Below are 18,191 nucleotides of genomic sequence, written 5' to 3'. Positions count from 1 at the left end.
ATCATGACTCTGGCGGTACCGACATATGTCGATATTTCACCAGAATATCATTTTGCCTCTCTGCTTTGTTCTGCAAATCCCAAAGCCCACGGTCGATGCCATCGTTTATCAGGAAAATGACGCCGGTCTCTATAGCTGACATCAGACACAGCATCACCGGTTCATTGGAGGTATAGCCGATTTCGCCCTCCAGCAACCGCTGATAGTCAATGAAGCGGAATACGCCCGCCTGGACTTCATAAGACAAAATCGTCTTGCTGGTATTAACAGAGGAGAGGATCTCGCCGGTGCTGACGTTAACCACCCGCAGATTCACGGCAATCTGATCCAGCTGATACTGCGTATCGGCGCCAATACCAAAATAGCGCGCCCCCGCGCCGCCCGACTTCACGTTACTCTCATAGCCGATAATCGAACCTTCAACCATAATATTCGCGGCGGTTAACGACTGAAGCGGGATCCGGTTATTGATCGCGACGGTACCGTTTTCCTGTGCGGCGCGAATGATCTTGCGTTCGTTAAGCAGATTCTGCAGCCCCTGGCGCTCAAGCGGGATAAACCAGCGGGAATCCTTTAAGGCCGTTACCAACATTGCAGTGGCGCTCTGGGGGACCGCGGTTGAAAAGTTACTGGCCGGGTAGGGTTTAAACTGACCGGTTTCATCCTGAATGTTATAGACCGAGACGTAAATTTTGCCGGTGGGCGCAGGTAAATGCGTTAAGTCCTTATAGCTCTGCGCACGGGGCATTAATGTCGGCTTCGTCGCTTCTTTGGGCGGCGCGGTTAAACACCCGCTGAGCAATGTCACGGCGATCAAAATTATTAAGCGCTGCATGATGAATTCCTTACGCGGCTAATGCCTAGAAGTCGGTGGATTGCGACTGTAAACCTGACACTTCGATGGTCGAGGTTTTGCCTGTTTTTCGGTCCGTGACGTTTAGCTGCAATTGTCCATCCCGGTTGGCGATATCCACAATAAAATCGTTGGTCACCATTCTTCCGGGCTTACCGGTATTGATATTGGTAAGTAAGCCACCTAAAATTTGCGACTGGATTGCCTGCGTGAAATTATCCAGCGCGGACGGCGTTTCTATTCCGAAATCATCATCATAACTTGGGTCTTTGTATGAATTCTGCGCCTGTGCGCTGTTCAGTAAAAAAGAACCGTTATTAGGGTTTCCACCAAAATTGGGATTACGGAATTGAAATGTCATATTTCCGGCCCAACTTAAGGGTGAAATAAGCATGAGTGCAACTACTGCATGTTTGACAGACATGACAGCCTCCGGACAAGAAAGTTATTTAGAATTCATCATGTGTTAAATCGCTGGTGCTCAATAGCGTTTTATCTATTTGCCGACGGTTTAACGCTTCTTCCGTTTGCGCAAGGGCAAAGACCACCGTTTTTTCAAAATCTCTTTTCGTTGGAAATAAAAAAGTCTGAAAAATAACGTCCTGATTAACCGTTATGGTGATCCAGCTTCCCCAGCGCGCGCTGGGACGCTCGTTAATGGTTAAATTGCCTGTATACTCGCTTTCCCATTTTTCGCTGAATGCGCGATAAAAATCGTGCCCGACAGACGAAACGGTATGGTCCGTGATCAGGCCGGGCACTTCCACTTCAACAGCCTGTAGGTTCGCGTTAGCAAGCAAAAGGTGTGCGATAATCAGCCAGCTTATTGCGCGTTTCATGGGCTAGCGCCTGAGGTTATCGTTTGCCCACGACACCGCCTGAGTCCGGTTTTTAACAGCTATCTTTTTGAAAAGATTATAAAGATGCGTTTTCACCGTGTTTTCACTGATGAACAATGAGCGGGCGATTTCGATATTAGAAGCGCCAATTCGCAGCTTGTTGAGGATCTCTTTTTCACGATGCGTTAGCAGCGTTGACTCGGTACCGTTATAGCGGTAATGACCGGAATGGGTAATGAGGTAACTGGCCAGTTTCTGCGAAAAATAGCATTCGCCCCGCAGAATACACTGCAGACCGTGCACCACGCGTTCTTGATCGTCGGAGACGTAAAACACACCGTTAATATGCGGCCAGCTTTCGATATCCCGGAAAGGATATTCGTCAGGCGTGTTTAATAAGAGCGTTTTTATCGCGTTGTTTTTCCTGCTTAAATTATCCTGCCAATAGTGAATAAGCTTCTTATCCGCTTCCATCATATCCACTAACACAATACCGTTAGACGAAATATCTTCCAGAGAACGCTGTATATTATGCAGTTTCCCGTTTATCGCCAGCGACTGCTTTAAATGTTGCAATAAAGCTGTTGCCTGCAGGGACGGTTTGGTTATTAACAATAATGTAGGACTATGAATACTATGGACTTCATTAAACATGATGAAACCCCACTTTTATTAGTCGCACATCTGACAGCTGCCTGATAAAAATTGAAGGCACCAGAAGTACTGACAGATGTTGCACTGCTGTGTGTAGAAAAAGAGTAGAATCAGCCCGAATGGGACAAAATAGTAATACCAATGAATGACTGCTGGATTTCAATCTAGCTATTACAAATCTTAAAGCAAGTGTTAAACGTGTAACAAGATGTAAAATTATATATTAATTTATGATTTGCTCCTGAATTATACGTTCAGAATTGAGAGGAAAGTTGTACAGGGGAAAATAATTGCACACATTTAAAAAATCATACAAATTAGCTTAATCCGTTGTTTTTTAATGATATGAACTCGGATATGACGGATTGTTTCTCTCTGCGTTAATTCCAATTTGACGATCGCGCTTGCCGATCAACGTAAACCACAGAAAAACGGCGGGCCTGTAACGACTTGTTCAGCTTTTTCTGTGCCTAACGGTTTACAACGCCAGTAATGGGATCACCAGAGCGATGAATGCCAGCACCATTCAGGGTGCCGAAATGAAGCAAAAAATAATCTACGGAGCAAAACACCTGACGCAATGCGAATTCATACTTTGGTGTGAGCGAGGATAACAAAATACAACTGGTGGGTGAGTTATTTAAAATGTTTCCCCGGACATACTCTTCATCGTAACGCGGCGTTAACAAATTAGGTCTGGCGTTAACAATAATCCTTGCGGGTATTATTGAATTGATATAACGCCAGGTCCAGGGTGATAACATGAAGAAGACAGTCTTATTTGCGATATTAACAATGCTGGGCGCGCCTGGGATTGCCACCGCGACCAGTTATGACTTAGCTGGTTCGGAATATAACTTTGCGGTGAATGAATTAAGCAAATCTTCATTTAATCAGGCTGCCATAATTGGTCAGGTCGGTACGGAGAACAATGCAAAGATACGCCAGCAGGGATCTAAACTATTATCGGTTATTTCGCAAGAAGGCGGAAATAACCGCGCAAAGGTGGAACAGTCCGGAGCGTATAACATTGCTTATATCGATCAGACGGGACAGGGCAATGATGCCAGTATTTCGCAAAATCAATACGGCAATAGCGCGATGATTATCCAGAAAGGCTCGGGTAATAAAGCGAATATTACGCAATACGGTACGCAGAAATCAGCAGTTGTTGTGCAAAGACAGTCGCATATGGCTATTCGCGTGACTCAACGCTAATACCTGAGCGACAATTAAATCAATCCGATGGGGGTTTACCATGAAACTTGTACAAGTGGCAGCATTTGCAGCAATCGTCGTTTCTGGCAGTGCGCTGGCGGGTTCCGTTCCACAATGGGGTGGCGGCGGTAATCACGGCGGCGGCAACGGTAACAGCTCTGGGCCGGAATCGACCCTGAGCATCTATCAGTCCGGGGTGAATAACGCTGCGCTTGCTCTGCAAAGCGATGCGCGTAAATCGGATACCACCATTCATCAAAATGGCGTTGCTAACGGCGCCGACGTCGGCCAGGGGGCTGACAACAGCACCATCGATCTGACCCAGAGTGGATTCCGTAACAACGCGACCATCGATCAGTGGAACGCCAAAAACTCGGATATTACTGTCAGCCAGTATGGTGGGCAGAACGCTGCGCTGGTGAACCAGACGGCGTCTGATTCCAGCGTGCTGGTGTCACAGGCTGGCTTTGGCAACAACGCGACGGCCAACCAATACTGATTCAGCCAGTCGCTGAACAATAAACAGGGCGTAAGCCCTGTTTTTTTGCGAGGTCTCTATGCAAACGGTTCTTCTTCTGGCCGCCTTGTCCAGCCAGATCACCTTTTCCACCCATCAGCAGGGCGAGATGTACACCATTATTCCGCAGGTCACATTGACGCAACCCTGTCTCTGCCAGATACAAATTCTGACCCTTCGGGAAGGCCTCGCCGGGCGAAGCCAGTCAATGCAAAAAAAGACGCTTTCTTTACCAGCTAATCAAGCCATTGATTTGACGAAACTGAGCTTAACTATTTCACCACAGGACACCGTTAAAATAGTTGTTACTGTTTCTGACGGACAGTCACTGCATTTATCACAACAATGGCCGCCCTCTGCGACATCGTCATAAATTGCTGATTATTTGTACATTTTTGAGTGGCGGAGGTGAGTTTGCTGGACTATGAATAGAGTAACGCAGATGGCGTTACTCCCGTACCCGGCAATCGCAGCAGTAAGGGAAAACATAACCCTCAAGGATGAATGATCATTGAGGAAATCACAATGCAGCTTTCTGTCACTGTACTAAAAACCGTTTTAACTCTTAGTCTCTTTTCTCTCTTTTCCGCCGTCGCGATAGCTGATGCAGACCACCAGGGGGGCGTCATACGTTTTACCGGTCAGATTGTCGAGCCGCCATGCGAGGTGGATCGCGTTCAACACCGCTTTGCGCTGTCCTGCAATCGCGGAGGGCAAATCCACACTCAGTACTATTCACCACAGGAATTGATCAACGCCCCTCACCATTTTAAACAGATCGCGTCTGTCAACATGCAGTACATTGATAAAAACAAAACGCTCGCGGTGATGAACATCAATTACCGTTAACAATGACAACGGAATCTCTGCACGAAAAAGGCGATTTCACTGGGTGGCCTGCTGTACACTTGAAAAAGAACGTTCTGCAAGGAGAACCTATGGAATCGCGTATTCATGTTATTCACGGCGATATCACCACCGTCGCTGTTGATGTGATCGTTAACGCCGCTAACGCGTCGCTGATGGGCGGCGGCGGGGTTGATGGGGCCATTCACCGTGCAGCCGGTCCGGAACTGCTGGAGGCCTGCATGAAGGTCCGGCAACAGCAGGGCGATTGTCCAACCGGACACGCGGTCATTACCGCTGCAGGACGTCTACCGGCGAAGGCGGTGATACATACGGTCGGCCCGGTCTGGCGCGGCGGTGAGCATAATGAAGCGCAACTGCTGCATGACGCTTACTTCAACAGTCTGAATCTGGCGCTGGCGAATGGGTATCAGTCGATTGCCTTTCCGGCCATCAGCACTGGCGTCTATGGCTATCCGCGGGCGGCGGCGGCAGAAATTGCGGTGAACACAGTTTCAGACTTCATCACCCGTCGCGCTTCACCGGAGCAGATATACTTTGTCTGTTATGACGAAGAAACTACCCGACTTTACCAGCGTTTACTCACCCAACAAGGCGACGAATGAGTTGACCCGGCTCGCGCATGCCATTATCCCTGTATGTGAGCGTCATCCGGGGAAGTGCGGCATCCTGGCGCTGGACGACAGCCTTGATGCGTTTGCGGCCCGTTATCGGCTGGCCGAAATGGCGGAGCGCACGCTCGATATCCAGTATTACATCTGGGAAAATGATATGTCAGGGCGACTCCTGTTCGCAGTCCTGCTGGCGGCGGCGAGACGCGGGGTTCACGTCCGCCTGCTGCTGGACGATAACAACACGCCTGGCCTTGACGATACGCTGCAACTGCTTGACGGCCATCCGAATATTGAAGTCCGCCTGTTTAATCCTTTCTCCTTTCGCATGCTGCGGGCGCTGGGCTATCTGACCGATTTCGCCAGACTTAACCGCCGGATGCATAATAAAAGCTTCACCGTGGATGGCGTTGTGACGCTGGTCGGCGGGCGTAACGTTGGCGATGCCTATTTTGGTGCCGGGCAGGAACCGCTGTTTTCCGATCTCGACGTAATGGCTATTGGCCCGGTGGTGCAGGATGTTGCCGATGATTTCGAGCGCTACTGGCGCTGCGGATCGGTTTCGACGCTCAAGTCTGTGCTTTCGCTTTCCGAGCAAGAGATCACTGAACGGATAGAGCTTCCGGAATCCTGGTATAACGATGAGATCACGCGCCGTTATCTGCATAAGCTGGAAACCAGCCAGTTTATGTCGCAGCTTGAACACGCCTCGCTCCCGCTGATTTGGGCGAAAACCCGGCTGCTTAGCGATGATCCGGCAAAAGGAGAGGGAAAAGCGCAGCGTCACTCGCTGTTGCCGCAGCGATTATTCGACGTGATGGGATCGCCCGAGGAGCGGATTGACATTATATCCGCCTATTTTGTGCCGACCCGGGCGGGTGTCGCCCAACTGCTGCAACTGGTAAGAAAAGGCGTCAGGATAGCGATTCTGACGAACTCGCTGGCGGCCAATGATGTTGCCGTGGTCCATGCCGGTTACGCCCGCTGGCGGAAAAAACTGTTGCGCTATGGCGTCGAATTGTACGAACTCAAGCCTACCCGGGAGCACGAAACGGTGGTGCACGATCGGGGGTTGACCGGTAATTCCGGCTCCAGCCTGCACGCTAAAACCTTCAGTATTGACGGGCGCAACGTGTTCATCGGCTCTCTCAATTTTGACCCGCGCTCGACGCTGCTGAATACCGAGATGGGATTTGTTATCGAAAGCGAGTCGCTGGCGACCCTGATTCATAAGCGCTTTACTGAAAGCCAGCGCAACGCCGCCTGGCAGTTGCGCCTCGATCGCTGGGGGCGCATTAACTGGGTCGACCACCAGAACGACCGGGAAGTCGTGCTAAAAAAAGAACCCGCAACCGGGTTCTGGAAGCGGGTTCTGGTGCGACTGGCGACCATTTTGCCTGTCGAATGGCTACTGTAACCGGGCGGGTTTTAATTCGCCACGCTGGCGTTTTTACTCTGTTTTACCGCAGGCTTACCCGAAAAAAGGAACTTCAGCAGCGGTATGCGTATATGAATTTCGTAGAGCGCCAGCGCAATACCTATCACAAATACCAGCCCGCAAAGGAACCCGAGCAGATTGGAGGTGATATGCGGGGTAATATACGCGCCAAAGAACAGTGTCAACGGATGATGCACCAGATAGATAAACAACGAAGCATTAACAAAGTAAGTCACACGGGCGGATTGAAAATTGAGTAAGCGATGCCCTAATGAAAACACCACGTTAACCATCCACAGTCCCATCACCATGGTGATCACGTACTCCGTTTCGTACATCCAGGCGTCGCCGCTGCCGTAGCGCTGGTTCAACAGATAGGCCGCGAAGGCGAAGGCTGCGCCCAGCGTGCAGCCCCGAGACGGCCTGGTGAACAGCGCTTTGAGTTCCGGCGAAATAAACGTCAGCGCGCCGAGGAGAAAGAAAGGCACATAAAATAGCGTTTGCATGACGACGAAATTGAACATGCCATCACTGAGAATCGACGGATAAACACTAAAAATCGTTCGTCTGATTGCCGCATAACCGACTCCGGTGAATAAAAAGATCAGCGTCAGTTTTGACATCGAAAGGGTGGTGAGGCGATTTTTATTCGCCGCTGTCCATTTATTGCGCAGCAGACTAAATAGCCACAGGCTTACGGTTGTTATTATTATCAGAACCAGTAAAAACCACAGGTGGGAAATTAACTCCCAGGCCAGCGTATTATATTTGTCATACAAAGAGAGCGAGTGCCAATTTTCCGCTTTCCCTTTCACATATTGCAACATAATAAATTGCGGCAGCGTCAGCAACGGAATAGCGGTCAGCATGGGAATGCCGACCCGCTCAACGCGCACTTTCCACCAGCGTTTAAGCGGATAACGCAAAAATAACATGTATGAAAAATACCCTGAAATAACGAAAAAAACCTGCATACGGAATGCATGGATAAAATCGTTAAACACGGTGAGCCACCATGACGAGTCGGCGCTGTTCACGTGCCAGGTGTGGCTGGAATAGATTAACGAGATATGGAAAGGGATACCCAACAACATCAGCCAGGCGCGGATGGAGTCAAGAAAATATTCACGCTGCGCGGGTACGGAATTCATAGAGGTTTCGTATTCTCAGATTCTCAGACTAATCGCCTTATCCCTAAGACGAATAATAGTTACATTCGGGGGCAACCCTACACGAAGGACAGCAGCCTGTCTCCAGGATAAGCACGCAAAGTGAAAAAGGCTCAGACGGATGCTTAAAGCATGAGCCAGCGTGCTGAACAATACAGGGATTCAGTTGTCCTAATGCCTGATTATCCATTAAAATAGATCGGATCGATATAAGCACACAAAGGGGGAAGTGCTTACTTATTATGAAACATAAACCACAAATGATGAAAATGCGTTGGTTGGGTGCAGCCGTCATGTTCGCGTTGTCCACCACGTCTGGTTGGGCTTTCACCATCGATGACGTCGCAAAACAAGCGCAATCCTTAGCCGGTAAAGGCTATGAGGCGCCAAAAAGCAACTTGCCCTCCGTTTTCCGCGATATGAAATACGCGGACTATCAGCAGATCCAGTTTAATCGCGATAAAGCCTACTGGAGCAATATCAAGACCCCATTCAAGCTCGAGTTCTACCACCAGGGTATGTACTTCGACACCCCTGTCAAAATCAACGAAGTGACCGCGACGACGGTTAAAAGAATCAAATACAGCCCGGATTACTTCAATTTTGGCAACGTACAGCATGACAAAGACACGGTAAAGGATCTCGGATTCGCCGGTTTTAAAGTGCTGTACCCGATCAACAGCAAAGACAAAAACGATGAAATCGTCAGCATGCTTGGCGCGAGCTATTTCCGCGTGCTGGGCGCCGGACAGGTTTATGGCCTGTCTGCCCGCGGGCTGGCGATTGATACCGCGCTGCCTTCAGGCGAAGAATTTCCCCGTTTCCGTGAGTTCTGGATCGAACGTCCAAAACCGACGGACAAACGCCTGACCATTTACGCGCTGCTGGACTCCCCGCGTGCGACCGGCGCCTATCGTTTTGTCATCATTCCTGGGCGCGACACCGTGGTCGACGTCCAGTCAAAAGTATATCTGCGCGACAAAGTCGGCAAACTGGGCGTTGCGCCGTTAACCAGTATGTTCCTGTTTGGGCCGAACCAGCCGTCGCCGACCACCAACTACCGCCCGGAGCTGCATGATTCTAACGGATTGTCGATCCACGCGGGCAACGGCGAATGGATCTGGCGTCCGCTGAACAACCCTAAACATCTGGCGGTGAGCAGCTTCGCGATGGAGAACCCGCAGGGCTTTGGCCTGCTGCAGCGCGGTCGCCAGTTCTCCCGTTTTGAAGATCTCGACGACCGCTACGATCTGCGTCCGAGCGCCTGGATTACGCCGAAAGGCGAATGGGGCAAAGGGAAAATTGAGCTGGTTGAAATTCCGACCAACGATGAAACCAACGATAACATCGTGGCGTACTGGACTCCGGATCAACTGCCTGAAGCGGGCAAAGAGATGAACTTCAAATACACCCTGACGTTCAGCCGCGATGAAGACAAACTTCATGCGCCGGATAACGCGTGGGTGCAGCAGACGCGCCGTTCTACCGGCGACGTCAAACAGTCGAATCTCATTCGCCAGCCTGACGGCACCATCGCGTTTATCGTGGATTTTGCCGGCACCGACATGAAAAAGCTGCCGCAGGATACCCCGGTTACCGCGCAAACCAGCATCGGCGACAACGGCGAGATCGTAGAAAATACCGTGCGTTATAACCCTGTCACCAAGGGGTGGCGTCTGACGCTGCGCGTAAAAGTGAAAGACGCGAAGAAAACCACGGAAATGCGTGCGGCGTTGGTCAACGCCGACCAGACGCTGAGTGAAACCTGGAGCTACCAGTTACCTGCCAATGAATAAGACAACTGAGTACATTGATGCAATGCCGCTCTCGGACATCGAGAAAGCGGCGCTGCCGAACACTGACATCCGCGCAGTGCATGAAGCGCTGGATGCCGAGCATCGCCGTTACTCGCGAGAAGACGATTCACCGCAGGGGTCTGTGAAAGCGCGCCTGGAGCAGGCCTGGCCGAATTCGCTGCCGGAAGGGCAACTGATCAAAGACGATGAAGGACGCGATCAGCTCCAGGCCATGCCGAAAGCCAAACGTTCGTCTATGTTTCCCGACCCGTGGCGCACTAACCCGGTTGGACGCTTCTGGGATCGTCTGCGTGGCCGTGACGTCACGCCGCGCTACCTTTCTCGTCTGACCAAAGAGGAGCAGGAAAGCGAGCAGAAATGGCGTACCGTCGGTACGATTCGTCGCTACATTTTGCTACTGCTGACCCTGGCGCAGACCGTCGTCGCCACCTGGTATATGAAGACCATTCTTCCTTATCAGGGCTGGGCGCTGATCAATCCGATGGATATGGTCGGGCAGGACCTGTGGGTTTCCTTTATGCAGCTGCTGCCGTATGTGCTGCAAACCGGGATCCTGATCCTGTTCGCGGTGCTGTTCTGTTGGGTATCTGCGGGTTTCTGGACCGCGCTGATGGGGTTCCTGCAACTGTTAATTGGCCGCGATAAGTACAGTATTTCCGCGTCCACAGTTGGCGATGAGCCGCTGAACCCTGAACACCGTACCGCGCTGATTATGCCGATCTGTAACGAAGACGTGGACCGCGTCTTTGCCGGTCTGCGGGCGACGTGGGAGTCGGTAAAGGCGACCGGCAACGCGGCGCATTTCGACGTTTACATTCTGAGCGACAGCTACAACCCCGATATCTGCGTGGCAGAGCAAAAGGCGTGGATGGAGCTGATTGCCGAAGTGCAGGGCGAAGGGCAGATCTTCTATCGTCGCCGTCGTCGTCGTGTGAAGCGTAAAAGCGGTAACATTGACGACTTCTGCCGTCGCTGGGGAAGCCAGTACAGCTATATGGTGGTGCTGGATGCTGACTCGGTCATGACCGGGGAGTGTCTCAGCGGGCTGGTGCGTCTGATGGAAGCGAACCCGAATGCCGGGATCATCCAGTCATCGCCGAAAGCCTCCGGAATGGATACCCTGTACGCCCGCTGCCAGCAGTTTGCGACGCGCGTCTACGGACCGCTGTTTACCGCCGGTCTGCACTTCTGGCAACTGGGGGAATCGCACTACTGGGGCCACAATGCCATTATTCGCGTGAAGCCGTTTATCGAGCATTGCGCGCTGGCGCCGCTGCCGGGCGAAGGGTCGTTTGCGGGCTCCATTCTGTCTCACGACTTCGTGGAAGCGGCGCTAATGCGTCGTGCAGGCTGGGGCGTGTGGATCGCCTACGATTTACCCGGTTCGTATGAAGAGCTGCCGCCGAACCTGCTTGACGAACTGAAACGTGACCGCCGCTGGTGTCACGGCAACCTGATGAACTTCCGTCTGTTCCTGGTAAAAGGGATGCACCCGGTGCATCGCGCCGTGTTCCTGACCGGGGTGATGTCGTATCTGTCGGCGCCGCTGTGGTTTATGTTCCTGGCGCTGTCAACGGCCCTTCAGGTGGTGCACGCGTTGACGGAACCGCAATACTTCCTGCAACCGCGTCAGCTGTTCCCGGTGTGGCCGCAGTGGCGTCCGGAACTGGCGATTGCGCTGTTTGCCTCCACGATGGTGCTGCTGTTCTTACCGAAGCTGCTGAGTATTCTGCTTATCTGGTGCAAAGGCACCAAAGAATACGGTGGGTTTATTCGGGTCACGCTGTCGCTGCTGCTTGAGGTGCTGTTTTCGGTGCTGCTGGCGCCGGTGCGTATGCTGTTCCATACCGTGTTTGTGGTCAGCGCCTTCCTGGGATGGGAAGTGGTCTGGAACTCGCCGCAGCGTGATGATGACTCTACCCCGTGGGGCGAGGCGTTTATGCGCCACGGTTCGCAACTGCTGCTCGGTCTGGTCTGGGCGGTGGGCATGGCGTGGCTGGATCTGCGCTTCCTGTTCTGGCTGGCGCCGATTGTGTTCTCGCTGATCCTGTCGCCGTTCGTGTCGGTGATATCCAGCCGTTCGACGGTCGGTCTGCGCACCAAACGCTGGAAGCTGTTCCTGATCCCCGAAGAGTATTCACCGCCGCAGGTGCTGGTCGATACCGATAAGTACCTGGTGATGAACCGTAACCGTTCGCTGGATGATGGCTTTATGCATGCGGTGTTTAACCCGTCGTTTAACGCCCTCGCCACCGCTATGGCGACCGCGCGTCACCGCGCCAGCCAGGTGCTGGAGATCGCCCGTGACCGCCACGTTGAGCAGGCGCTGAACGAAACGCCGGAAAAACTCAACCGTGACCGCCGTCTGGTGCTGTTGAGCGATCCGGTGACGATGGCGCGCCTGCATTATCGGGTGTGGAATTCACCTGAGCGATATTCCTCTTGGGTAAATTATTATCAGGGGATTACGCTTAACCCGCAGGCGCTACGTAAACCGTAATGCGCTGTTGCCGGATGCTGCTTCGCGTATCCGGCATCATGCAGTGTTAAATACCGGCTTGCGCCGGTATTTTTTTCCACGAAGAATAAGGGTGGGGAGGGAGATTATGCGCGTCATTGCGGTGGCTATGATGGTGATGCTGTTGTCTGGATGCGGTAGCGTCATCAGCCGGACCATCCCCGGACAGGGGCACGGTAACCAGTACTATCCGGGTGTTCAATGGGACGTGCGGGATTCAGCCTGGCGCTACCTTACCATACTCGATCTGCCGTTCTCGCTGGTGTTTGACACCCTGCTGCTCCCGCTCGACATGCATCACGGTCCCTATGACTAATTAACGTGCGTCCCACTCATCGGCCGCAGCCTGACCTTCTTCGGTATCCAGCGGCGGCTCAAGCTGAAACTCACCCTCATCCCATTCGTGAAGCGTATTTTCTTCCAGCCATTCCTGACGGATTTCAATCTCATCATAATCGCCGTCAAAAACACTTTGCGCGGCTTCACCGCTGAGCAACGGCAGACATTCCCCTTCTTCGCCTTCGTCGGCAAAAAATTCAACCTGCCACATGATGTCGCCATCCTGAAGCACATATTTTTGCACGTTGAACTGTTGGACACTGGCGTCATCTTGTTCCAGGCCTGGATTGTCAGCCAGAAACTCTTCACGGGCGGCGTCAATGGCTTCTTCCAGCGTTGCGTACATAGTCATCATGTTTCTCCCTTTAATGCGATGAAGTATTCAGGGAAAGAATAGCTGATTCTGGGATTTTGCAAGGATGAATCCTGAAAAATCATCCAGTCACGCGCGACACGGCGCGACGGCGCAAACTGTACCAGGAATAAACGGCATTAAACAGCACCACGCCCGCCGTGACCAGAAAGACAGCGCGAAAACCGTAGCTGGCGGAGATCGCCGCGCCCATTAATGGCCCGGTCACGTTTCCGATATCACGAAATGACTGATTGTAGCTGAAGATGCGCCCGGCGATTTGATTGGTCGAATTATAGACAAGCAACGTTTGTACTGCAGGTAACAGCGCGCCGTCTGCGGCGCCGAGTAAAAAGCGCAGGATCGCTAACTGCCACGGCGTCTGTACGAACGACATTGGGATCAGCAGCAAAACGGAGATAATTAACGCGACGATCAGGATTTTTTCCGGACCGATACGGTCGCCCAGTTTACCCAGGCGCGGAGCGCTGAGCAGAGCCGCAACGCCTGGCACCGAGGCGATCATCCCGCTGATAAACGCGATATTACTGACGTTGCCCGCCAGTTCGCGTACGTATAGCGTCAGTATTGGCGCAATAGAGCCGGTCGCGACCTGAATAATCAGCGTGGTGACGAACAGGCTGAGCACCAGTCTGGGATTCTTCAGCGAGGCGACAACCTCACGAACGTGAAGCATCTCTTTCCTGCTGACGGGCGTGAAGTTTTCACGAATAAAAAACAGCGTCAGTAGAAAGCAGACCAGCAGGACGCTGGCGGTGATAAAAAACACCGGACGCAGGCCATACTGATCGGCAAGGAGACCGCCCGCCAGCGGGCCGAGCAGCGCGCCGCTGACGCCGCCGGTTGACAGCGTGCCCAGCGCCCAACCGCTTTTGTTGCGCGGCACCTGGGTGGCGATCAGCGCGTTGGCGTTAGGAATAAACCCGCCAAGCAGACCCAGAAGAGCGCGCAGTGCCAAAAACTGCCAGATATTTTGCGCCATGCCCATTAGCAGCATGACGATCGCCATGCCCAGCGCAGAACGCAGCAGCATCATCTTTCTGCCCTTGCGATCGGCGAGTCCTCCCCAGAACGGCGAGGCGATGGCGGAAAACAAAAAGGTGATGCTGAACACCAGGCCGGACCACATATTCAGCGCACTATGGCCCGTTACGCCGAGCTGTTCGACGTAGAGCGGCAGAAAGGGCATCACCAGGCTGAAGGCGGCGCCGGTCAGGAAGCAGCCGAGCCAGGCGACGGTGAGATTGCGTTTCCAGTTTATTGGTATATCTGAGGGTGACATAGCGATCCGCAGTTTGTTGCGCGGCAGCGCAGGATGAAAAAACAATTTATTCTAACGTGACTTAAGTATGCTCCGGACCCGGAAACCCTGCAATGTGAGGCGCTTTTAAAGCTAAAAGAGGGGGAAAGGCAGCCCATAGCGGGCTGCGGAAAGAACACTCAATAACGGGAAGGGACACCTTCAGGGCGCGTTTTAAAGCGGCGATGCAGCCACATATATTGTTCAGGCGCCATCATGATGCACTTTTCCACAATTTTGTTCATCCAGGCGGCAGTGGTTTCCGCATCATCCAGCGGCGGCGAGCATTCCGGCGGCAGCATGATAAGCTGATACCCTTTACCGTCAGGTTTCCGTCGCGGCACAAACGGCACCAGGCAGGCGTTGGACATGCGCGAAAGCATCCAGGTGCCCGAAGTGGTGGCGGCCTGGTCGACGGCGAACAGCGGCACAAATACGCTGGCGCGCGGGCCGTAGTCGTGATCCGGGGCGTACCAGACCACTTCCCCTTTCTTCAGCGCTTTGATCATGCCTTTCAGATCTTTGCGATCGAGCATAGATTTATTGGAGCGCATCCTGCCCCAGGTTTGCAGCCAGTCAATCAGCGGATTATCGTTTGGTCGGTAAACGCCAATTCCCGGCTCCTGTAGACCAAACTGCCGCGCGCCCAGTTCAAGCGTCAGAAAGTGCAGCCCCACCAGCAGAATGCCACGTTGCTGCGCCTGAACGTCGCGAATATGTTCCATACCGATCACTTCCGTCCAGCGAGATACGCGGCGATCGGGCCAGAACCACGCCATGCCGGTTTCCATCACACCCATGCCGACTGATTCAAAGTTTTTGACCACCATCTCGTGGCGTTCCTGCTCGCTCATCTGCGGAAAGCAGAGCTCAAGATTGCGATACGCAATTTTCGCACGGCGCTTCATCAGGCGAAGCGCCAGACGTCCCATCGCGTGTCCTGTACGATAGATCAGCGGGTAGGGCAACTGCACGACCAACCAAAGTGCGCCAATACCGAGCCAGGTTAACCAGTACCGTGGATGCAGTAATGCTGCGGAGAACTTAGGTAAATTCGTCATCTCATTCCTGTAGTGAACGTAAAACGGGCAATTATCTGTATTGTCGCACTTTTTCGCGTCCAGCAAAAATTTGCGCCCTGAGAGTGGTGACAAAAAGAACAAATGTTGTGAATTTTTTAGCGTGAAGCATGAAATGTAGCGCAAAATGTGTGGATGTAAATTGGCAGCGATTGCTATATGATGCCGCCCGATTTTGTTTTTCACCTATTGCAGGAACCGTACACCATGCCAGTGTTACACAACCGCATTTCCAATGATGTGCTCAGAGCCAGGATGCTGGCGGAAACTGAACCCCGCACGACGATCTCATTCTATAAATATTTTACCATTGAAAACCCCCAGGCCACCCGTGATGCGCTGTATCAAACCTTAACGTCGTTGAACGTTTTTGGTCGCGTCTATCTGGCGCACGAGGGGATCAATGCCCAGATCAGCGTGCCGCAAAGTCAGGTTGAGCGCTTCCGCCAGCAGTTGTACGCCTTCGATCCCGCGCTGGAGGGGCTGCGTCTGAACATCGCACTGGATGATGACGGCAAATCCTTTTGGGTTCTGCGCATGAAAGTGCGTGACCGCATTGTGGCTGATGGCATTGAGGATCCGGACTTTGACGCCAGCAACGTTGGAGACTACCTCAAGGCCGCCGAGGTGAACGCCATGCTTGACGATCCGGACGCTGTGTTTATCGACATGCGTAATCACTATGAGTACGAAGTGGGCCACTTTGAGAACGCACTGGAAATCCCGGCTGACACGTTCCGCGAGCAGTTGCCAAAAGCGGTTGAGATGATGCAGGGGCACAAAGATAAAAAGATTGTGATGTACTGCACCGGTGGGATTCGCTGTGAAAAGGCCAGCGCCTGGATGAAGCATAATGGCTTTAATAAGGTGTGGCACATTGAAGGCGGTATTATCGAATATGCGCGTAAAGCCCGCGAACAGGGGTTACCGGTGCGCTTTATCGGTAAAAACTTCGTGTTTGACGAGCGTATGGGTGAGCGTATTTCCGATGAGGTGATTGCGCACTGTCACCAGTGCGGTGCGCCGTGCGACAGCCACACCAACTGCAAAAACGACGGTTGTCATCTGTTGTTCATTCAGTGCCCGGATTGCGCAGAGAAGTTTAAGGGGTGCTGCAGCGAGCTGTGCTGTGAAGAGAGCGCACTGCCGGAAGACGAACAACGCCGCCGCCGCGCGGGGCGTGAAAATGGCAATAAGATTTTCAATAAGTCTCGTGGCCGTTTGAATACCGCTCTCGGTATTCCAGACCCTGCCGAATAACCCTGGCCGGATGGCGATGAAACGCCTCATCCGGCCAACCCTGGATTGCCATTATTCAGGCCCGACAAGCGTAACCCCATCGGGCTTCCCGCCAGGTTTATTTTTGCTGCACGCCTTCCACGGAGATAATCAAATCTACCTCCTGTGATGCCGGACCCAAGTCCTTAGTAATATTGAAGTCTTTCAGCTTAATTTTGCCTTCCGCTTCAAAGCCTGCGCGTTTTCCCCCCCACGGGTCATCCCCCTGACCAATCAGCTTCGCTTCCAGGGTGACGGGTTTGGTAACGCCATTTAAGGTCAGATTACCGGTGATATCCAGTTCATCGCCGTCTTTCTTCACGCTGGTGGAGGTAAAGGTGGCTTGCGGGAACTTCGCCACGTTCAGGAAATCAGCGCTGCGCAGGTGCTTATCACGCTCGGCGTGGTTGGTATCAACGCTATTGGTGTTAATGGTGACATTGACTTTATCCGCAGCAGGATCCTTCTCATCGAAGGTAAAGGTGCCGTCAAAGTCTTTGAACGTCCCGTACAACCAGCTGTAGCCTAAATGCTGAATACGGAAATTAACAAAGGCATGTTGTCCTTCTTTGTCAATCTTATAGTCGGCCGCCACGGCGGAACCGGTAGTGAACAGCAAAGAGGCGAGGGTTAAACCCAGCAGGCTTTTTTTCATTTTTGAGCTCCATAGTCAGATGACGATTTCCCCAACATGCGTTTCAGGGTGTCGTCTTTATCGATAAAGTGGTGTTTGAAGGCCATCAGGCCATGCAGAACGGAGAGAATGACAACCGTCCAGGCCAGCCAGAGGTGTACGCTACCGGCGAGGTCAGCCTGGACGCCTGCGTCGGCGAAGGTCGCCGGAATCTCAAACCAGCCGAATACGCTGATCGGCTTGCCGTCAGCGGTTGAGATCAAATAACCGCTGATGACAATGGCAAACAGCAGCAGATACAGCGTGATATGACCCAGCGTTGCGCCAATACGGGTGAGAGTAGAGTAGCTTTTCAGCGCGGCAGGCGGCGGCGAGATAACACGCCACACGACGCGCACCAGCAGACCGAACATCAGCAAAATGCCGATACTTTTGTGCAGTTCCGGCCCCTGGTGATACCAGCTATCGTAATAACTGAGCGACACCATCCACAATCCAAGGCCAAACATCCCGTAGACCACCACGGCGGTGAGCCAGTGCAGCGCAACGGAGAGGTAACCATAACGTTGAGGAGTATTTGATAACTGCATAAACACACCATTTAATATTTCGGGATTGAATGAAAATGGCGTGGAATAGACATTATTGCAACTAAAAAATAACAACCCTGGCGTTATTTTAAATTCA

The 18,191-nt window shown here is 52.5% G+C and carries 20 protein-coding genes; 10 read left to right on the top strand and 10 right to left on the bottom strand.

Translation table 11 applies throughout. The features are described from left to right. Nucleotide 1 precedes the first annotated feature (1 nt). Genes csgG through csgD form a run of 4 tightly spaced genes read right to left on the bottom strand, consistent with a single transcriptional unit; the run spans nucleotide 2 to nucleotide 2,346 of the window. Nucleotides 2–835 carry a curli production assembly/transport protein CsgG gene (csgG, locus tag APU02_RS23285; RefSeq protein ID WP_060571368.1) on the bottom strand — a complete coding sequence of 278 codons (834 nt, stop codon included), beginning with the start codon at nucleotides 833–835 and terminating at the stop codon, nucleotides 2–4. A 25-nt stretch (nucleotides 836–860) separates the two neighbouring features. Continuing rightward, on the bottom strand, nucleotides 861–1,277 hold the full coding sequence (gene csgF, locus APU02_RS23280; protein ID WP_060571367.1) for a curli production assembly/transport protein CsgF: 417 nt from the start codon (nucleotides 1,275–1,277) through the stop codon (nucleotides 861–863). Nucleotides 1,278–1,302: 25 nt separating this feature from the next. Beyond that, on the bottom strand, nucleotides 1,303–1,692 hold the full coding sequence (gene csgE / locus APU02_RS23275; RefSeq protein ID WP_060571366.1) for a curli production assembly/transport protein CsgE: 390 nt from the start codon (nucleotides 1,690–1,692) through the stop codon (nucleotides 1,303–1,305). 3 nt (nucleotides 1,693–1,695) lie between these two features. Beyond that, on the bottom strand, nucleotides 1,696–2,346 hold the full coding sequence (csgD, locus tag APU02_RS23270; RefSeq protein WP_042283821.1) for a biofilm master transcriptional regulator CsgD: 651 nt from the start codon (nucleotides 2,344–2,346) through the stop codon (nucleotides 1,696–1,698). A gap of 762 nt (nucleotides 2,347–3,108) precedes the next feature. On the opposite strand from csgD, the gene csgB reads away from it, so the two are divergent. The 6 genes from csgB to APU02_RS23240 all read left to right on the top strand — a co-directional run bounded on the left by csgB (nucleotide 3,109) and on the right by APU02_RS23240 (nucleotide 6,976). Next, entirely contained in the window at nucleotides 3,109–3,564 is a 456-nt protein-coding gene (gene csgB, locus APU02_RS23265) for a curli minor subunit CsgB (protein WP_042283819.1), read from the top strand. 40 nt (nucleotides 3,565–3,604) lie between these two features. Then, nucleotides 3,605–4,063, top strand: a complete 459-nt coding sequence (gene csgA, locus APU02_RS23260) for a curli major subunit CsgA (protein ID WP_042283817.1) — start codon at nucleotides 3,605–3,607, stop codon at nucleotides 4,061–4,063. Between the two features lie 58 nt (nucleotides 4,064–4,121). Further along, nucleotides 4,122–4,454 (top strand): curli assembly chaperone CsgC, encoded by a 333-nt coding sequence (csgC, locus tag APU02_RS23255; RefSeq protein WP_060571365.1) that lies wholly within the window; start codon nucleotides 4,122–4,124, stop codon nucleotides 4,452–4,454. A gap of 152 nt (nucleotides 4,455–4,606) precedes the next feature. After that, entirely contained in the window at nucleotides 4,607–4,930 is a 324-nt protein-coding gene (locus APU02_RS23250) for a type 1 fimbrial protein (RefSeq protein WP_042284734.1), read from the top strand. 89 nt (nucleotides 4,931–5,019) lie between these two features. Then, the gene (gene ymdB / locus APU02_RS23245; RefSeq protein WP_060571364.1) at nucleotides 5,020–5,553 is read left to right on the top strand and encodes an O-acetyl-ADP-ribose deacetylase; all 534 of its coding nucleotides are present in this window, start codon (nucleotides 5,020–5,022) and stop codon (nucleotides 5,551–5,553) included. Next, entirely contained in the window at nucleotides 5,495–6,976 is a 1,482-nt protein-coding gene (locus APU02_RS23240) for a phospholipase D family protein (protein ID WP_082636899.1), read from the top strand. The genes ymdB and APU02_RS23240 overlap by 59 nt, the downstream gene beginning before the upstream one ends. Before the next feature lie 11 nt (nucleotides 6,977–6,987). Here the strand turns inward: APU02_RS23240 and mdoC are convergent, their stop codons facing one another. Beyond that, entirely contained in the window at nucleotides 6,988–8,148 is a 1,161-nt protein-coding gene (gene mdoC / locus APU02_RS23235; RefSeq protein ID WP_060571362.1) for a glucans biosynthesis protein MdoC, read from the bottom strand. Nucleotides 8,149–8,426: 278 nt separating this feature from the next. Here mdoC and mdoG point away from each other — a divergent pair, with 278 nt between their 5' ends. The 3 genes from mdoG (at nucleotide 8,427) to APU02_RS23220 (ending at nucleotide 12,817) form a co-directional block, all read left to right on the top strand. Further along, the gene (gene mdoG, locus APU02_RS23230) at nucleotides 8,427–9,962 is read left to right on the top strand and encodes a glucans biosynthesis protein MdoG (protein WP_082636903.1); all 1,536 of its coding nucleotides are present in this window, start codon (nucleotides 8,427–8,429) and stop codon (nucleotides 9,960–9,962) included. Next, nucleotides 9,955–12,483 (top strand): glucans biosynthesis glucosyltransferase MdoH, encoded by a 2,529-nt coding sequence (gene mdoH, locus APU02_RS23225; protein WP_042283804.1) that lies wholly within the window; start codon nucleotides 9,955–9,957, stop codon nucleotides 12,481–12,483. The genes mdoG and mdoH overlap by 8 nt, the downstream gene beginning before the upstream one ends. Nucleotides 12,484–12,589: 106 nt before the next feature. After that, nucleotides 12,590–12,817 (top strand): YceK/YidQ family lipoprotein, encoded by a 228-nt coding sequence (locus APU02_RS23220; RefSeq protein ID WP_060571361.1) that lies wholly within the window; start codon nucleotides 12,590–12,592, stop codon nucleotides 12,815–12,817. On the opposite strand, the gene APU02_RS23215 is transcribed toward APU02_RS23220, so the two are convergent. The 3 genes from APU02_RS23215 to APU02_RS23205 form a co-directional block, all read right to left on the bottom strand. Beyond that, nucleotides 12,818–13,192, bottom strand: coding sequence for a MysB family protein (locus tag APU02_RS23215; RefSeq protein ID WP_042284731.1), 375 nt, complete (start codon nucleotides 13,190–13,192; stop codon nucleotides 12,818–12,820). It abuts the gene before it with no gap. Between the two features lie 82 nt (nucleotides 13,193–13,274). After that, nucleotides 13,275–14,495, bottom strand: coding sequence for a multidrug efflux MFS transporter MdtG (gene mdtG, locus APU02_RS23210; protein WP_060571460.1), 1,221 nt, complete (start codon nucleotides 14,493–14,495; stop codon nucleotides 13,275–13,277). Nucleotides 14,496–14,653: 158 nt separating this feature from the next. Then, nucleotides 14,654–15,574 (bottom strand): Kdo(2)-lipid IV(A) acyltransferase, encoded by a 921-nt coding sequence (locus APU02_RS23205; RefSeq protein ID WP_042283799.1) that lies wholly within the window; start codon nucleotides 15,572–15,574, stop codon nucleotides 14,654–14,656. 225 nt (nucleotides 15,575–15,799) lie between these two features. On the opposite strand from APU02_RS23205, the gene APU02_RS23200 reads away from it, so the two are divergent. Continuing rightward, nucleotides 15,800–16,852 (top strand): rhodanese-related sulfurtransferase, encoded by a 1,053-nt coding sequence (locus APU02_RS23200; RefSeq protein ID WP_060571360.1) that lies wholly within the window; start codon nucleotides 15,800–15,802, stop codon nucleotides 16,850–16,852. A gap of 97 nt (nucleotides 16,853–16,949) precedes the next feature. Here the strand turns inward: APU02_RS23200 and APU02_RS23195 are convergent, their stop codons facing one another. Both APU02_RS23195 and APU02_RS23190 read right to left on the bottom strand, forming a co-directional pair. Then, nucleotides 16,950–17,525, bottom strand: coding sequence for a YceI family protein (locus tag APU02_RS23195; protein WP_060571359.1), 576 nt, complete (start codon nucleotides 17,523–17,525; stop codon nucleotides 16,950–16,952). Continuing rightward, on the bottom strand, nucleotides 17,522–18,094 hold the full coding sequence (locus tag APU02_RS23190) for a cytochrome b (RefSeq protein WP_060571358.1): 573 nt from the start codon (nucleotides 18,092–18,094) through the stop codon (nucleotides 17,522–17,524). Before APU02_RS23190 ends, APU02_RS23195 begins: the two co-directional genes overlap by 4 nt. Between the last annotated feature and the right edge of the window lie 97 nt (nucleotides 18,095–18,191).

This window comes from Citrobacter sp. 50677481 (assembly GCF_001463265.1).
Taxonomy (GTDB): Bacteria; Pseudomonadota; Gammaproteobacteria; order Enterobacterales; family Enterobacteriaceae; genus Citrobacter_A; species Citrobacter_A sedlakii.
The sequence above is the reverse complement of the archived record's forward strand: the minus strand, read 5'-3'. Positions and strand labels throughout refer to the sequence as shown.

What these genes read in the sequence shown, in the direction of transcription:
- APU02_RS23220 (WP_060571361.1), top strand. Translation starts at nt 12,590, where the DNA reads ATGCGCGTCATTGCGGTGGCTATGATGGTGATGCTGTTGTCTGGATGC.
- csgA (WP_042283817.1), top strand. Translation starts at nt 3,605, where the DNA reads ATGAAACTTGTACAAGTGGCAGCATTTGCAGCAATCGTCGTTTCTGGC.
- mdoC (WP_060571362.1), bottom strand. Translation starts at nt 8,148, where the DNA reads ATGAATTCCGTACCCGCGCAGCGTGAATATTTTCTTGACTCCATCCGC.
- mdoG (WP_082636903.1), top strand. Translation starts at nt 8,427, where the DNA reads ATGATGAAAATGCGTTGGTTGGGTGCAGCCGTCATGTTCGCGTTGTCC.
- APU02_RS23250 (WP_042284734.1), top strand. Translation starts at nt 4,607, where the DNA reads ATGCAGCTTTCTGTCACTGTACTAAAAACCGTTTTAACTCTTAGTCTC.
- mdtG (WP_060571460.1), bottom strand. Translation starts at nt 14,495, where the DNA reads ATGTCACCCTCAGATATACCAATAAACTGGAAACGCAATCTCACCGTC.
- csgC (WP_060571365.1), top strand. Translation starts at nt 4,122, where the DNA reads ATGCAAACGGTTCTTCTTCTGGCCGCCTTGTCCAGCCAGATCACCTTT.
- APU02_RS23215 (WP_042284731.1), bottom strand. Translation starts at nt 13,192, where the DNA reads ATGACTATGTACGCAACGCTGGAAGAAGCCATTGACGCCGCCCGTGAA.
- csgB (WP_042283819.1), top strand. Translation starts at nt 3,109, where the DNA reads ATGAAGAAGACAGTCTTATTTGCGATATTAACAATGCTGGGCGCGCCT.
- APU02_RS23195 (WP_060571359.1), bottom strand. Translation starts at nt 17,525, where the DNA reads ATGAAAAAAAGCCTGCTGGGTTTAACCCTCGCCTCTTTGCTGTTCACT.
- csgG (WP_060571368.1), bottom strand. Translation starts at nt 835, where the DNA reads ATGCAGCGCTTAATAATTTTGATCGCCGTGACATTGCTCAGCGGGTGT.
- APU02_RS23205 (WP_042283799.1), bottom strand. Translation starts at nt 15,574, where the DNA reads ATGACGAATTTACCTAAGTTCTCCGCAGCATTACTGCATCCACGGTAC.
- csgF (WP_060571367.1), bottom strand. Translation starts at nt 1,277, where the DNA reads ATGTCTGTCAAACATGCAGTAGTTGCACTCATGCTTATTTCACCCTTA.
- csgD (WP_042283821.1), bottom strand. Translation starts at nt 2,346, where the DNA reads ATGTTTAATGAAGTCCATAGTATTCATAGTCCTACATTATTGTTAATA.
- APU02_RS23190 (WP_060571358.1), bottom strand. Translation starts at nt 18,094, where the DNA reads ATGCAGTTATCAAATACTCCTCAACGTTATGGTTACCTCTCCGTTGCG.
- csgE (WP_060571366.1), bottom strand. Translation starts at nt 1,692, where the DNA reads ATGAAACGCGCAATAAGCTGGCTGATTATCGCACACCTTTTGCTTGCT.
- ymdB (WP_060571364.1), top strand. Translation starts at nt 5,020, where the DNA reads ATGGAATCGCGTATTCATGTTATTCACGGCGATATCACCACCGTCGCT.
- APU02_RS23200 (WP_060571360.1), top strand. Translation starts at nt 15,800, where the DNA reads ATGCCAGTGTTACACAACCGCATTTCCAATGATGTGCTCAGAGCCAGG.
- mdoH (WP_042283804.1), top strand. Translation starts at nt 9,955, where the DNA reads ATGAATAAGACAACTGAGTACATTGATGCAATGCCGCTCTCGGACATC.
- APU02_RS23240 (WP_082636899.1), top strand. Translation starts at nt 5,495, where the DNA reads ATGACGAAGAAACTACCCGACTTTACCAGCGTTTACTCACCCAACAAG.